The following is a 14,684-nucleotide window of genomic DNA, read 5'->3' as shown; positions in this document are numbered from 1 at the left end:
CATCTCCCCTCACGGGCGCTCAGGCGATCTCGTAGCGGAAGTCGGCCGGGCGGGGCCGTTCGTGGCCGATCATCATGATCAGCAGCGGGATCTCGCCGGTCGCGTCGAGCCCCAACTCCTCGGTGAAGGAGATCGCGTCGAACCCGAGCGCCACTCCGCAGGCGAGGCCGGCCGCGCTCGACGCGGTGTACACGGCCTGGGAGATACCGCCGACCACCGCGTTCACCAGGCGGTAGCCGCGGTCCCCGACGGCGTCCAGTACGGCGTGGGTGCGCGCGGCGGGCACGATCACGGCCGCGGCCTGCTCCAGGTTGTAGTTCGCCAGGAAGTAGTTGCGCTGGAGGAACTCCCCCGGCCGGCCCGCCCGCAGCAGCCGCAGCGACCCGTCGGCCCGGTCGTAGGCGTACGCACCCTGCGGCACGCCCGCCACGTGGTTCACGAACACCAGCAGCCGGGTGAGGGGTTCGGCGTCCGCGGGCTCCACGTCGCTGTCCAGCGTGCCGGCGGCGTCCGCGGCGGCGAGCACCGTCGCCAACTCCCTTGCCGCCAGCGGACGCGCCGCCTGGAACCTGCCGAAACTGCTGCGCCTGGCCCGCAGCGCCTGCCGCACCCCGCTCTCCAGCGGCTCCCGCGCGGGCAGCGCGACCCGCTCGCCGCCCGTCTCGACCGGCCGCGCCGACGCCGCCGCGAGCGCGCCGGCCGCGGGCCGCCGGGACGCGCCTTCGACCGTCGCCGCGTGCATCCGCCGCACCGTCTCGAACGTCGTGGTGAACCCCGAGCGCTCCTGGTCGGCATGCCCCACCCGCACGGATGCCGTGCCGGAGATCGCGCCGGCGCCCGCGCCGTCGGCCTCCGCGGCCCCGGTTCCGGTGCCGGCCGCCGCAGCCGCGTTTCCCGTCGCGTGCGCGGTGGAGGGCTGCCAGGTCAGCGGCACCACGGCGAAGACGCCCTCCTCGTCGTCGGTCAGGCCGAGCAGGTCGCCGAGCCGGGGCTCGTCGAACCAGAGGGCGGGGCCGACGTGCAGACCGTGGGCGCGGGCCCAGATCCGCCAAGTGGCCAGCAGGGCACCGGTGTCCATCGTGACGACGTGGTAGCTGAAGCTGTTGTACTTGAAGGCGTTCTGCCAGAAGCGCACGGTGAGCACGAGGAACTGGTCCTGGCCGAGGGCCGGTTCGCCGACCGCCGCGCGCACCTGCGGGGTGACGTCACCGGTGAGCAGGCGGCGCAGCGCGTGCTGCCGGGTGTCGTAGTAGTGCACGCCGGGGGTGAGGGGGCCGCCGGGTCCGCTGACCCAGTGGATGCCGACCGGGTACAGGCCGCCGCCGGACGCGCTGCCCCGCGACCAGTTCGCCTCGGCGTACAGCGGCAGCGTGCCCAGGTCGGAGTTGGCCTGGACGGCGAGCCGGCGGCCGGTCAGGCCGTAGGAGTCCTGCAGCATCCCGGCGAGCAGCGGCAACGTGAACGCGCCGCCGCCGCGCGGCCCGTACAGGCCCCGCTCGACGGTCGCGCCGGGCGGCGGCGCGGGGGTGGCGTGCGGCAGCGGGAAGCTCTCGGCGCCGGGGAAGTGCTTCCCCTTGCGCGGCCGGTCCGCCCAGTCGGGCACCCAGTCGGCCGGCTCCATCGGGTACCGGCCGCGCCGGACGATCGCGGTCGCGTACTCATGGGCGAATCCCACGGGCGGTCCTTTCCTCATCGGGCCTCTCGGTCCTTGCGGGTGCTGCCTGGGTGCTGCCTCGGGTCCTGCCGGGTCACGCAGAACTGCCGTACCGCCGTGCCGCCTTGCTGCCTTGCCGCCTTGCTGCTGTGCCGCCTCACCGCCGTACTGCCGTCCTGTCGCTCCGCCGTCCGTTCCGTGTCGCCTCGCCAAGGGCGTGAAGGGCGTCAAGGGAATGGATGTGGCGCCGGGTTGAGGTCATCGGCCTCCAAGTCCCTTTCGCACAGCCCCGCTTCCCGCAGCGCGCTCCGCATGCGGGGCATGTGGCGGGCCCGCTGGCGGTTCCAGCCGAAGTCGATCGGGAGCAGTCCCGGCACGATCACCCCGGCGGTGCGGAAGCCGAGCGCCCGCTGCTCCGGCCCGGTCTGGTCGACGGCGATCACGTCGAACCCGGCCCTGGCGACCTGCGCGACGCACGCCTCGACGTCGTCGCGCAGGTCGTCGCCGGGGGCGACGGTGTCGCGGGCGAGCGCGGCCGGCGTGATCCGGGGCGGCCTGCGGTTGCCGGGCCGGCCCGACGCGCCCAGCAGGAAGTCGGCGTGCCGGGCCATCTCCGGCAATCCGTACACCAGCGGGTGGTCGTGCAGCACCCGCACCTTCGTGAAGTCCTCGGCCATCGCCCGCAGTCGGGGAGCGTCGCGTTCGGTCCTGGCGCGCAGGTTGACCGCGTCGGTGGCGATCTCGCACAGCCCGGCGGCGAGCGCCGCCTCCGGGTCGAGGCTCGCGCCCGCGCCGAAGCACAGCCGGCCGGTTCCGCCGTCGACGCGCTCGGCGACGGCGGTCACCACGGGCACCGGAAAGGTGATCCGGGTGTCGAAGAACCGGGCCCGGTAGCCGTACATCGCCAACCGGTCGATCATCGAACGGGTTTCGGGGCGGCGGCTGGCCGAGCCGTCGATCTCGGTGAGCGGGGCGCGGCCGTACCAGGCGAGCAGGAAGGCGTCGCGTTCGATCACCTCCATCAGCCCGAAGTACACCGCCTCAGTCCAACTTCCGCCGGAGGCACAGCCGTTGGAACTCTCCTGCACGAAGCGGTTCGCGAGGCCGCCGGGCGCGTGGTAGTACGCCGTGATCTCCGGGACCAGCAGCGGATGGTGGTCGCGCAGCGAGTAGCCCCACACCCACGGGATCGGCCGCGCCGGATCGAACGGGCGCACCCCGGGCTCCGCGCGGTGGAAGCCGGCGTCGTACAGGCCGCACGCGCGGGGGTCGAGCACCGGTGCGGTGCGGGTGAGTTCGTCGTACGCCGCGACGACCTGGGTGCGCTTGCCGCGCGGCCGCATCCCCGCGAAGCGCTCCAGCCCTTCGAGCAGGCCGACCCGGACGCTGGAGCGGTAGCGGGGGGTGTGCCCGCCCCAGAAGCACTCGCGCAGGTAGTCGCCGGAGCGCAGCAGGAACGAGCCGACCGTGGAGGACGTCGACGCCGACACCAGGTCCGGCACCACGGACGGGCCGAGCATGCCCGCCACCGGGTTGACGAAGACCTCCAGCGGCACGTCGTACGCGTCCGCCGGCCGGCTCCTGAAGTCCGTCACGGACCGCTTGGGCGTCACCGGCAGCGCAACGGATGCGGCGGGCGCGGTGTCCGGCGGCGTGTCCCCGCACGCGGGGCACTCCGCGTCGGGTGCCACCGGGAACCGCGTCACCCCCATCGTCTCCAGGTCCAGCAGGTACGCGTACGGGAACCGCTCCCCCGCGGTGCCGGCCGCCGCCGCGGTGTGCGCCGCGAGCACCGCGGCCAACGCGTCTGCGGAGAAGGGCAGTTGCCACGGCGAGGCACCCGCCGCCCGGGTGCCCGTGCCCGACTCCAGCGCCTCCCGCAACCCCCGGCCCCGGACCGCCTGCCACCGCCGCGCCAGGCACCGGGCGCACGCCGGGCCGCCGCCCGGCGCGAACGGCCCCACCAGCGCGTGGTGCCCGTACACATGGACGGCGCCCGGTTCGTCGCCGCCCGGCACCGCCAACTCGTCCCGCAGGCCCAGCGGATGGACGGTGGGAGCGGGAATGCCGTGCGCGGCCGGACTGCCGGCAAGGGCGGCGGCCAGAGCGCCGACGACGGACGACCCGGCGGGCGTGTCGGTGACCTGCTCGGCCGGCGGCGGCGCGGCGACGGGCGACGGGCGGACGTCAGTGCGCAATACGTCAGTGCGCATCGGAGGCCCGGGGCGACGTCAGCAGGACGCGGGTCACGTGCAGGCGGCCGGCCGCGAGGTCGGGCGCGTGCACGGGGACGGCCAGCAGGTCCTGCCCGGCCGCGCGCAGCCAGGCGGCGAGGGTGGCCCAGTCGGTCCGCTCGGTGAGCGGCACGGGTCCGGGGTCCCGGGTGGCCGCGATCGTGGCGGGCGCGAGGTCCTTCATGAGCGGGTCGCCGGTGTCGACGCGGGCGGAGGCGGTGCGATCGCCGTCGCCGGCACGGCCGGCCGCTCCGGCACCGGCGCCCGACGCGGCGCCGTCGCCCGATCCGGCTTCCTCGGCGGCCAGTTGGAGAGTGCCGAGCAGGTCGCGGAGTGCTTCGAGTGCCGCGTCGCGCCAGCGCGGTGCGGTGCCCAGCGCCCAACTCCCGCCCGCGCGGGCGAGCACGGTGGGGGCGGGCCGCGCGTCCGGCGCACCGAGGTCGAGGAGGTCGAGGTCGGCGCCGAGGTTGGCGGCCGACCGCAGCAGGAAGGTGAGTTCGGCGTCGTCGCCGTCCTCGGGGCCGACGCGTTCCGCCAGTGCGGCCGTGTCGATCGCGCCGACCTCGGTCGTGCCGCGCAGGGCGGCGCGCAGGGCCGCGTGGCCGAGCGCGGTGAGCACGCCGCGGGCGGCGGCCTCGGCCGGGGTGCGGCCCGCGCCGGTGCCCGCGGAGGTCGGCTCGACCAGCCGGTCCCGGTTGTACGGGCCGAACGGGCGTACCGCGGCGGCCGGTACGAGCACGGTGCCGCCGCCGAGGAGCGAGGTGGCCGCGCACCACGCGGTGGCCGCCCCGGCGCCGTACCCGAGCCCGGCCGCGGTGGCGAGGCCGGTGGGGTCCACCGCCCGCCACTTCTCCCGGGCCGCGTCGAGCGCGGCACCCGTGAGCGGCTCCGCCGGCGGCACGACGTGTTCGGCGTAGACCTCGGCGGCCCGGTGCAGCGCGCGCAGCCGCGCCCCGGCCACGTGGTGGACGTCGAACGCGCTGATCTCCCGCCGTATTCCGTGGCCGAGGCCGAGCCGCACCGTGGCGGCCTTGAGCGGGGTCTGCGCCCAGGTCTCGTCCGCGTACGCCTGGAAGACGCCCGCGGTGGGCCCCACGAGCGCGGACCGGTCGGTGAGTTCGGCGAGCGCGGCCTGCCCGGCGTCGGCGTCCCCCACCGCGGCGGTCAGGTCCCCGGCCGGTACGGCGTCGCCGGCCGCGTCGAGCTGCTCCAGGTCGGTGACCGTGGCGGGCGGTGCCGCGAGCGGGGCGCAGGCCGGGCAGCGCGGGTGCGGGAGAAGGGGTTCGGTGACGGTGTCGAGCGAGTCGGTGTCCTGGACGATCAGCCGTCCCTCGCTCTCCGCGGGCAGCGCGCCCGTGGTGAGCCGGAAGACCTCGTAGCCGAGGAGGTTGCCGAGCATGGCGGCGAGCGGACCGCTCAGGGAGGCCGCGCCGGGCTGGTCGCGCGGGCCGCCGGGGGCCAGTCCGCTCCACAGGTCGGCGGCGTCGGCCGGGTCCCCGTTGGCGCCGAGCCGCAGCGCCGCGCAGGTCCAGCAGCCGGCCGGCGCGGCGGCCTCGGCGGAGCCACCGGCCCCGTCGGACGCCACGACGGGCGCATCCGACCCACCAGGCCCGCCGGTGAGCAGCGGCCCCACCACCGCCGACCGGCCGAACATCCAGGCGGGCAGCACCTTCTTCCCGGCCGGGACAGCGTCGGACAGCGCGGCTACCTGCCGCGGGCCGCGCTCACCGGTGACCACCACGAGGTCGTACCCGTCGAGGTCGGCCCAACCGAACTCGCCCGTCCCGCGGCCGGGTTCGAGCACGTCGAGCGCGACCGCACAGCCCTCCTCCCGGAGCGCCGCGGCCTCCTCGGACGCCGAGGGGACGACGGCGGAATCGGTCGCGGACGGGACGGCGGAGGTGGCCGCGGACGTGACGGCCGTCGACGTGACGGCCACGCGCGCGCAGCCGTTGCGGACCAGCGACAGCGCCGCCCAGCGGGCGAGCGCGTCGTCGCCGACCACGGCCACCCGGGTGTGCCGGAAGCGCAGGAACCGGGCCGCCGCGTCATCGGTGTAGTGGTCGACGTAGGCGATCTGCGCGGCGAACCGCCGCGCCACGGCCTCTTCGGGCACCGGCGCGTCGGCGGCCGGCGGGACCGCGTCCCTGGCGAAGCCACGCGCGTAGAGCGTGCCGACGAGTCGGGCCACCATGTCGCGCTGCTTGTCGCCGAGGCCCCCGCAGAGCGCGGCCACCGTGTTGTCGCCGGTCAGGTGCGGCACGATCAGGGACGCGAAGCGGTAGGCCGACGGCATCACGACGCTGAATCCGCCGCGTGCGTTGTGGAAGTGGACTCCGGTCGGCGTCTGCGTGTAGAGCACGTCCCGGCGGATGCGCGGCCGGGTCGCGGCGATCTCCTCGTACGGTGACACCATGTCGGTCACGCCTCCGTGGGGTGCAGTTCCGCGGCGCCGGGCCGGGGGGACGGGTGGGGGGTGCGCCCGTTGGCGCGGGGGGTGCGTGCGGCCCGGGCGCCGACACCGTCGGCAGCGGCGGCCCGGGTGAAGACGCGCAGCAGGTCGTGCATCCGGTAGTGGCCGCGCGGCCCTTCCTCCAGCAGCCCCGCACCGACCAGCCGGTCGAGCACGCGGGCACCGCTGAGGGCGCCGTCCAGGGAGTCCTGGGCGTCCCGAGTGCCCTGAGCATCCTGAGTGCCCTGGGGGTCCTGGCTGTCCTGGGCGTCGTCGGGGCCGTTTGTGGAACCGGCCGACGACGTCGCGGCGGCGGGCCGGGGTCCGTCGGCGTGGGCGCCGCGCAGGATGGCGAGTTCGAGCCGTTGCAGGTCGGGGCCGGGGTCCACGCCGAGTTGCTGGGCGAGGTGCTCCTTGGCCTTGCGGTACTCGGCGAGCGCCTCCGCGCGGCGGCCGGTCCGGTACAGCGCCTCCATCAGCTGCCCGGTGAAGCGCTCGTGCAGCGGGTGGGCGCGGGCGGTGGGCCAGATCTCGGCGACCGCCTCGCGGTAGCGGCCGCGGGCGAGTTCGAGGTCGAAGGCCCGCTCGATGGCGCGCAGCCACTCCTCCTCCAGCCGCGGGACCTCGTCGCGGTGCAGCAGGTCGGAGTGGACGTTCGACAGCAGCGGCGGCCGCCAGAGCGCGAGCGCGGTGCGCAGCAGCCCGAGCTCCTTTTCCGGTTCCGCCGCGGAATACGCCTGGCCGAGCAGTTCGCGGAACTCCACGAGGTCGAGTGCGGCGGCGTCCGCGGTCAGCCGGTAACCGCCGGGAACTGCCTCGATGGCGTTGTCGGCGACGCCGTATTTACCGAAGAGCCGGCGCAGCCGCAACACGCAGCTGTGTAATGCGGCCTTCGCCTGTGCGGGCGTGTCAGCGCCCCAGATAACCTGCTGCAGAAAATCAGCGGTGACCACGGAATTCGCGTGCAGAAGTAATGCGGCGAGCAGAGCGGCGGGCCGCGACGGCTGGAGGACGACGGATTCCCTGCCGTCCGCGAGGGTGAGCATGCCGAGAACGGTGAACCGGGTGTGCGTACCGCCTCGTTCGCCCGTCGGCGGCTCGGCGGAGGTCATCGGACCATGGCCGTTCGTCGTTCTTCGTGCCGCGCGCGCGTCTGCTCGGAACACACACTTCACCGTCCCCGTAGCCCCGTGACACCGACGGCCCGGCAAGTGTGCACCGAGCAGAGACAAAGGCCGGATACGGCCCAGACTATCGGCGATCTCGGATGAGGATACGGCAGCTCCGTTTATCTGTCCAGGGTCCCTGAACGCCCGTTAACCGGCGCAACCAGGACACTCCGGGACGGTATGCCGCGACAGCACAGGAGGGCAAACGGACATTCCTCACAGTATTACGAGCAGGTGAATATCTTTTTTCCGGAGGATCGGAGGCCCCGACATCACCGGACAACTCGGCCGAAGCAATGGCACGGACAAAAGAACCACAAGTCCGCGGCGATTGCCGCCGGCACCCGGCCGCACCCGCACGAGGCGACCCGCGGCCGCACCCCGCGCACGCGACCCGCGTCGGCGACCCGTGGCCGCGCCCCACGCCGGGATCGCTTGACACCACGGCCGAGCCTGCTTCACTGTTCCACAAGACAGAAACTAACTTCCGCAATGTGAAATCTCGACCTTCTGGAAGGAGCCGCTTCGTGGGTCTCGCCGACGCGCGCTTCGATGTGAACCTCTCGATCCTCTTCACCGAACTCCCGCTGCTGGAGCGGCCGGCCGCGGCCGCCGCCGCGGGCTTCGACGCCGTCGAACTGTGGTGGCCGTGGATCGACGACCCCGCGCCCGACAAGGTCCCACTCGACGAACTGCGCTCCGCCCTGGAGGCGGCCGGCACCCGCCTGGTCGGCCTCAACTTCTACGCCGGGCGGTTGCCGGGCCCCGACCGCGGCGCGCTGTCCGTACCCGGCGAGGAGTCCGACCGCTTCCGCGCCAACGTCGAGGTCGCCGCCGGGTTCGCCGCGTCCGTGGGCTGCCGCGCGCTCAACGCGCTCTACGGCAACCGCGTGGACGGCGTGGACCCGGCCGCGCAGGACGCGCTCGCGCTGGAGAACCTGGTGCGCGCCGCCCGCGCCGCGGACGAGATCGGCGCGACCCTGCTGATCGAGGCGCTCAACGCCCCCGAGTCCCCGCGCTACCCGCTGGTCTCCGCGGACGCCGCCGTCGACGTCGTCCGTCAGGTCAACGAGGCGACGGGCCTGGACAACACCCGCTTCCTGCTCGACCTCTACCACCTCGCCATGAACGGCGAGGACCTGCCCGCCGTCATCGAGCGGCACACCGCGCTCACCGGCCATGTGCAGATCGCCGACAGCCCCGGCCGCGGCGCGCCCGGCACCGGCACCCTCCCGCTCGGCGCCCTCCTCGACGCCCTGCGCGCGAAGGGCTACGACGGCTGGACCGGCCTGGAGTACAAGCCCTCACCCGCCGGTTCCGCGGTTGCCTTCGGCTGGCTCCCCCGCTGACCCGCCGAACCACCGGGTCCCCACCCCCGACTCCCCTCAACTCGCCCTCCCCATACCCGTATCCATCCCCCGTCCTCCTCCCTCTCCCTCCCCATCCCCTGAGCCGCGCCGGCGCCGCATCCGGCCCGCACCCACGGAAGGCAAGAAGATGAGCACCACACTGCCCAAGGTCGCCTGGATCGGGCTGGGCATCATGGGTTCGCCGATGTCGGAGAACCTGATCAAGGCCGGTTACGACGTGACCGGCTACACCCTGGAAGCCGAGAAGCTGGCCCGGCTGGCCGCCAACGGCGGCACCGCCGCCGACTCGATCGCCGCGGCCGTCCGCGACGCGGACGTCATCGTCACCATGGTCCCGGCCTCCCCGCAGGTCGAGGCGATCGCCTACGGCGAGGACGGCATACTCGCGCACGCCCGACGCGGCGCCCTGCTGATCGACACCTCCTCGATCACCCCGCAGACCTCGATCGACCTGGCGAAGGCGGCCGGGGACAAGGGCATCCGCGTGCTCGACGCGCCGGTGTCCGGTGGCGAGGCGGGCGCGGTCGAGGCCGTGCTGTCCATCATGGTCGGCGGCGAGGCGGCCGACTTCGACCGGGCCCGGCCGCTGCTGGAGGCGCTGGGCAGGACCGTGGTGCACTGCGGCCCGCACGGCGCCGGCCAGACCGTGAAGGCCGCCAACCAGCTCATCGTGGCGGTCAACATCCAGGCGTGCGCCGAGGCCGTGGTCTTCCTGGAGAAGTCCGGCGTGGACCTGTCCGCGGCGCTCGAAGTCCTCGGCGGCGGCCTGGCCGGCTCCACCGTGCTCGCCCGCAAGAAGGACAACTTCCTCAACCGCGACTTCGCCCCCGGCTTCCGGATCGACCTGCACCACAAGGACATGGGGATCGTCACCGACGCGGCCCGCACCGTCGGCGCGGCCCTGCCGGTCGGCGCGGTGGTCGCGAACCTGGTGGCCTCGCTGCGCGCGCAGGGCGACGGCGGCCTGGACCACTCGGCGCTGCTGCGTGGCGTGGAACGGCTCTCCGGGCTGCCGGTCAAGGGCTGAGCCCGGGTCGGCAGCCGGGCCCGCGCCGAGTACCGCCGGTGCGAAGGGCCCGCCCGGCCACCCCGAACCCCGCCCGGCGGTGCGTGCCCCGACAAGGGTCGCGCCTGGGGGTACCCGTACGGCCGCCCGGCCGCGGGAGCACCGCCGGGCGGCCACCCCCGAATCCCGCAACCTCCCTCGTACGCTTACCGGGTGCGAGGGAACGGTCACAGCGGCGCCGACTTCCTGCACTATGGGTGCACGACACCTCGGTCCGAACCGCCGGGGCCGGACGGGAGTTGCGAGCGATGGCTGAGAGCGTGCCGGTGCGCTGCCCCGCCTGCGGGCGGGAGCACGGCTACACCGCCCCGACGTTTCCGTGCGCCTGCGGCAACCCGCTCGCCCCGCCGGTGCTGACCGGCGGCCGGCCCGTACAGGTGTTGCACCACTCCTGGGACGAGTCCTGGGTACGACTGCGCTGCCCGGAGTGCGGGCGCTCCGACCAGTGGCCGCAGCCGGAGTACGACTGCGCCTGCGGCGCGCTGGTGCGGCTGCCGGTCGCGGCCTGCGCCGCCGACTCCGGTGACGGCAAGGTGCCCGCGCCGCAGGACGGCGCACCCGAGCCGACCGGTCCGGTGCCGCCGCCGACCACCCGCCGGCCGCCGTTCCGCCCGGTCACGATCCGCACCGCCCGGGACGCGCTGAGCGCGGCCGCCCACTACCTCAAGTGGCTCGGCTTCGGGAACGTACGGCTGGCCGGGGACCGTACCGCCAACGGCATCGACCTGCGCGGCGACAGGCTGGTCGCCCAGGTGGACCCGACCACGCTGCCCACTCCGCTGCGGGACGTCGAGTGCCTGTGGCTCAACTGCGTCAACGAGGACGCCATCGGCGCGTTCTTCTCGCTGGCCGGATACGCCCACGATGCGCGGCTGCGGGCCGACCGGCTCGCCGTGCCGCTGTACGTCCTCGACCTGACGGGGACGCCCCAGCCGGTCAACGAAGCCGCGGAGCAACTGACCCGGCGGGGGCCCGAGTAGGCGGTCCGCCCCGCACTGCCCCGTCCTGCGGGTTCCCGGACCTTCCGCCCGGTCGTGGGCTGATCGCGCGGTTCCTCCCCCTGGCTTCGCCGGGAGGTACCCCCAGCGCCCCTGGGTCTGCCCGGCTCCTTCCGCGAGCGACGGCACCGCACACCCTCATCCGATGCCTTGACGCCCATCCGTCGGCGACCTAGCCTCATTTCACATAACAGAATTTGCTTTCCGCATTACGGAAAACAGTACGTCGAGCACTCGGCTCGCCCCACCCCCGTTGAAGCCCCGCAGGGAGTCCTCATGACCCGTATGACCGCCGCGCGCGCGGCCGTGGAGATCCTCGAACTCGAAGGCGTGGACGTGGCCTTCGGAGTCCCGGGAGCGGCCATCAACCCCTTCTACGCGGCTCTGAAAGCCTCGGGGGGGATCACCCACACGCTCGCCCGGCACGTGGAGGGCGCCTCGCACATGGCCGAGGGGTACACCCGCACCGCGCCGGGCAACATCGGCGTGTGCATCGGGACTTCGGGCCCGGCGGGCACCGACATGATCACCGGCCTGTACTCGGCGATCGGCGACTCGATCCCGATCCTGTGCATCACCGGCCAGGCCCCCACCGCGGTGATCCACAAGGAGGACTTCCAGGCGGTCGACATCGCCTCGATCGCCGCGCCGGTCACCAAGGCCGCCACCACCGTGCTGGAGGCCGCGCAGGTCCCGGGCGTCTTCCAGCAGGCCTTCCACCTGATGCGCTCCGGGCGCCCCGGCCCCGTGCTGATCGACCTGCCGATCGACGTGCAGCTCACCGAGATCGAGTTCGACCCCGAGACGTACCAGCCGCTGCCGGTCTACCGGCCGGCCGCCTCGGCCGCGCAGATCGCCAAGGCGCTGGCGATGCTCGGCGCGGCCGAACGCCCGCTGATCGTCGCGGGCGGCGGGGTGATCAACGCCGACGCGGCCGGCCTGCTGGTGGAGTTCGCCGAGCTGACCGGGGTGCCGGTGGTGCCCACCCTGATGGGCTGGGGCGCGATCGCCGACGACCACCCGCTGAACGCCGGCATGGTCGGCCTGCAGACCTCGCACCGGTACGGCAACGCGACGTTCCTCGCCTCGGACTTCGTGCTGGGCATCGGCAACCGCTGGGCGAACCGGCACACCGGCCGGCTCGACGTCTACACCGCCGGCCGCACCTTCGTGCACGTCGACATCGAGCCGACCCAGATCGGGAAGATCTTCGCCCCGGACTACGGCATCGCCTCGGACGCGAAGGCCGCGCTGGAGCTGTTCGTCGCCGCGGCGCGGGAGGCCAGGGAGGCCGGGCGGCTGCCCGACCGCTCGGCGTGGGCCGCCTCGGCCCGGGAGCGCAAGGCGTCGCTGCACCGCCGCACCCACTTCGATGACGTCCCGATGAAGCCGCAGCGGGTCTACGAGGAGATGAACCGCGCGTTCGGCCCGGAGACCCGCTACGTGTCCACCATCGGGCTCTCCCAGATCGCCGGCGCCCAGATGCTGCACGTCTACCGCCCCCGGCACTGGATCAACTGCGGCCAGGCCGGTCCGCTCGGCTGGACCGTCCCGGCCGCGCTGGGCATCGCCACCGCCGACCCGGACGCCCAGGTGGTGGCCCTGTCCGGGGACTACGACTTCCAGTTCATGATCGAGGAGCTGGCGGTCGGCGCCCAGCACCGCATCCCCTACGTGCACGTGCTGGTGAACAACTCCTACCTCGGGCTGATCCGGCAGGCGCAGCTCGGCCTCGACATCGACTTCCAGGTGAACCTGGAGTTCGAGAACGCCAACTCGCCGGAGATCGGCTGCTACGGCGTGGACCACGTCAAGGTCGCCGAGGGCCTGGGCTGCAAGGCGATCCGGGTCACCGAGCCCGGTGAGCTGGGCGCGGCCTTCGCGCAGGCGAAGAAGCTCGCCGCCGAGCACCGGGTGCCGGTGGTGGTCGAGGCGATCCTGGAGCGGGTCACCAACATCTCGATGTCCACCACCGCCGACATCGGCAACGTGGTGGAGTTCGAGGAGGTGGCGACCGAGCCCTGGCACGCCCCGACCGCGGTCATCCCGCTGACCGCGCCCGCCCCGGCCACCGCCCCGGCCGGTGGCACCACCCCGGCCGGCGCCACCGCCTCGGCCGCCGTCACCGCGGTGCGCTGAACCGTTCGCGCAGCTCGATCTTGCGCACCTTGCCGCTGACCGTCATCGGGAAGGCGTCGAGTACGCGCAGTTGGCGCGGCACCTTGTAGTGCGCGATCCGGTCGGCGCAGAACCCGGCGACCTCGGCGAGGGTGGGCGGGTCTGCCGGGTCGCGCGGGATGACGCAGGCGAGGATCTCCTCGCCGTAGCGGGCGTCGGGCACGCCGACCACCTGCACGTCGGCGATCTTCGGGTGGGTGTAGAGGAACTCCTCGATCTCGCGCGGGTAGATGTTCTCCCCGCCCCGGATGATCATGTCCTTGATCCGGCCGACGACGGCGACGTAGCCGTCCTCCCGCATCAGTGCGAGGTCCCCGGTGTGCATCCAGCGCCCGTCGTCCACGGCTTCGGCGGTGCGCTGCGGTTCGTCCCAGTAGCCGAGCATCACCGAGTAGCCCCGGGTGCACAGTTCACCCGGGGTTCCGCGTGGCAGGGTGACACCCGAGGAAGGGTCCACGACCTTCACCTCGATGTGCGGGAGCACCCGGCCGACGGTCTCGGTGCGGTGCTCCAGGTCGTCGTCCCGGCGGGTCTGGGTGGACACCGGCGAGGTCTCGGTCATCCCGTAGCAGATCGACACCTCGGCCATGTGCATCTCCGACATGACCCGCTTCATCACCTCCGCCGGGCACGGCGAGCCGGCCATGATGCCGGTGCGCAGCGAACTGAGGTCGTAGGAGGCGAAGTCGGGCAGGCCCAGCTCGGCGATGAACATCGTGGGCACGCCGTAGAGCGAGGTGCAGCGCTCCTGCTCGACGGCGCGCAGGGTCGCGGCCGGGTCGAAGGCGGGCGCGGGGATGACGATGCAGGCGGCGTGCGAGGTGATGCCGAGGTTGCCCATCACCATGCCGAAGCAGTGGTAGAAGGGCACCGGCAGGCAGACCCGGTCCTGTTCGGTGTAGCCGACCGTGCCGCCCACGAAGTAGCCGTTGTTGAGGATGTTGTGGTGGGAGAGGGTGGCACCCTTGGGGAAGCCGGTGGTGCCGGAGGTGTACTGGATGTTGACCGGCTCGTCGCAGCTGAGCGACGCCTCCTGGACGGCGAGGTAGTCGGCCGGCAGGTCCGCCCCGGCCGCCATGAGGCGGTCCCAGTCCGGGTCGCCGATGTGCACCACCTCGCGCAACCGCGGGCAGTCGTCGCGGACTTCGGCGGCCATCGCCCGGTAGTCGCTGCTGCGGTACTCGGTGGAGGCGATCAGCACCTCGATGCCGGACTGCTTGAGCACGAACGCCAACTCGTGCAGCCGGTAGGCGGGGTTGATGTTCACCATGATCGCGCCGAGCCGGGCGGTGGCGTACTGCACGAGCACCCACTCGGGGCAGTTGACCGCCCAGATGCCGACCCGGTCGCCCTTGTGCACGCCGTGGGCGGCCAGGCCCCGGGCCAGCGCGTCCACGTCGCGGCCGAACTCGCGGTAGGTCCAGCGCCGTTCGCCGGCCACGTCGACGAGTGCTTCGCGGTCGGGGTGGGCGGCCAGCGCCCGGTCGAGGTTGCGTCCTATCGTGTCGCCGAGCAGCGGGGCGCCGCCGGTGCCGTGCGCGTAGGACGGTTCGGCCGGCGGGG

8 protein-coding genes and 1 pseudogene are annotated in these 14,684 nt (G+C 73.7%); 4 read left to right on the top strand and 5 right to left on the bottom strand.

From position 1 onward, the window contains the following. Nucleotides 1–19: 19 nt before the first annotated feature. The 4 genes from OG370_RS33495 to OG370_RS33480 all read right to left on the bottom strand — a co-directional run bounded on the left by OG370_RS33495 (nucleotide 20) and on the right by OG370_RS33480 (nucleotide 7,452). A complete protein-coding gene (locus OG370_RS33495; protein ID WP_328470882.1) occupies nucleotides 20–1,675 on the bottom strand; it encodes a nitroreductase family protein in 1,656 nt (551 codons plus the stop codon). 206 nt (nucleotides 1,676–1,881) lie between these two features. Further along, on the bottom strand, nucleotides 1,882–3,867 hold the full coding sequence (locus OG370_RS33490) for a TOMM precursor leader peptide-binding protein (protein ID WP_443060793.1): 1,986 nt from the start codon (nucleotides 3,865–3,867) through the stop codon (nucleotides 1,882–1,884). After that, nucleotides 3,857–6,304 carry a TOMM precursor leader peptide-binding protein gene (locus tag OG370_RS33485; RefSeq protein WP_328474666.1) on the bottom strand — a complete coding sequence of 816 codons (2,448 nt, stop codon included), beginning with the start codon at nucleotides 6,302–6,304 and terminating at the stop codon, nucleotides 3,857–3,859. Before OG370_RS33485 ends, OG370_RS33490 begins: the two co-directional genes overlap by 11 nt. A 5-nt stretch (nucleotides 6,305–6,309) precedes the next feature. Then, complete coding sequence (locus tag OG370_RS33480; RefSeq protein WP_443060792.1) at nucleotides 6,310–7,452, bottom strand: AfsR/SARP family transcriptional regulator; 1,143 nt, start codon at nucleotides 7,450–7,452, stop codon at nucleotides 6,310–6,312. A 584-nt stretch (nucleotides 7,453–8,036) separates the two neighbouring features. Between OG370_RS33480 and OG370_RS33475 the strand changes: the two genes are divergently transcribed. From OG370_RS33475 to gcl, 4 genes and pseudogenes are all read left to right on the top strand, one after another. Continuing rightward, the gene (locus tag OG370_RS33475) at nucleotides 8,037–8,858 is read left to right on the top strand and encodes a TIM barrel protein (RefSeq protein WP_328470880.1); all 822 of its coding nucleotides are present in this window, start codon (nucleotides 8,037–8,039) and stop codon (nucleotides 8,856–8,858) included. Nucleotides 8,859–9,006: 148 nt separating this feature from the next. Beyond that, entirely contained in the window at nucleotides 9,007–9,906 is a 900-nt protein-coding gene (locus OG370_RS33470) for a 2-hydroxy-3-oxopropionate reductase (protein ID WP_328470878.1), read from the top strand. Between the two features lie 287 nt (nucleotides 9,907–10,193). Continuing rightward, the gene (locus tag OG370_RS33465) at nucleotides 10,194–10,925 is read left to right on the top strand and encodes a hypothetical protein (protein ID WP_328470876.1); all 732 of its coding nucleotides are present in this window, start codon (nucleotides 10,194–10,196) and stop codon (nucleotides 10,923–10,925) included. Between the two features lie 294 nt (nucleotides 10,926–11,219). Further along, nucleotides 11,220–12,986 (top strand): annotated as a pseudogene (gene gcl, locus OG370_RS33460) (glyoxylate carboligase); the annotation flags it as partial. A gap of 79 nt (nucleotides 12,987–13,065) precedes the next feature. Here gcl and OG370_RS33455 read toward each other — a convergent pair. Then, nucleotides 13,066–14,637, bottom strand: a complete 1,572-nt coding sequence (locus tag OG370_RS33455; protein ID WP_328474664.1) for an AMP-binding protein — start codon at nucleotides 14,635–14,637, stop codon at nucleotides 13,066–13,068. Nucleotides 14,638–14,684 lie beyond the last annotated feature (47 nt).

Origin of the sequence: Streptomyces sp. NBC_00448, assembly GCF_036014115.1 — a bacterium.
In the GTDB taxonomy this organism is placed as follows: domain Bacteria; phylum Actinomycetota; class Actinomycetes; order Streptomycetales; family Streptomycetaceae; genus Actinacidiphila.
The sequence above is the reverse complement of the archived record's forward strand: the minus strand, read 5'-3'. Positions and strand labels throughout refer to the sequence as shown.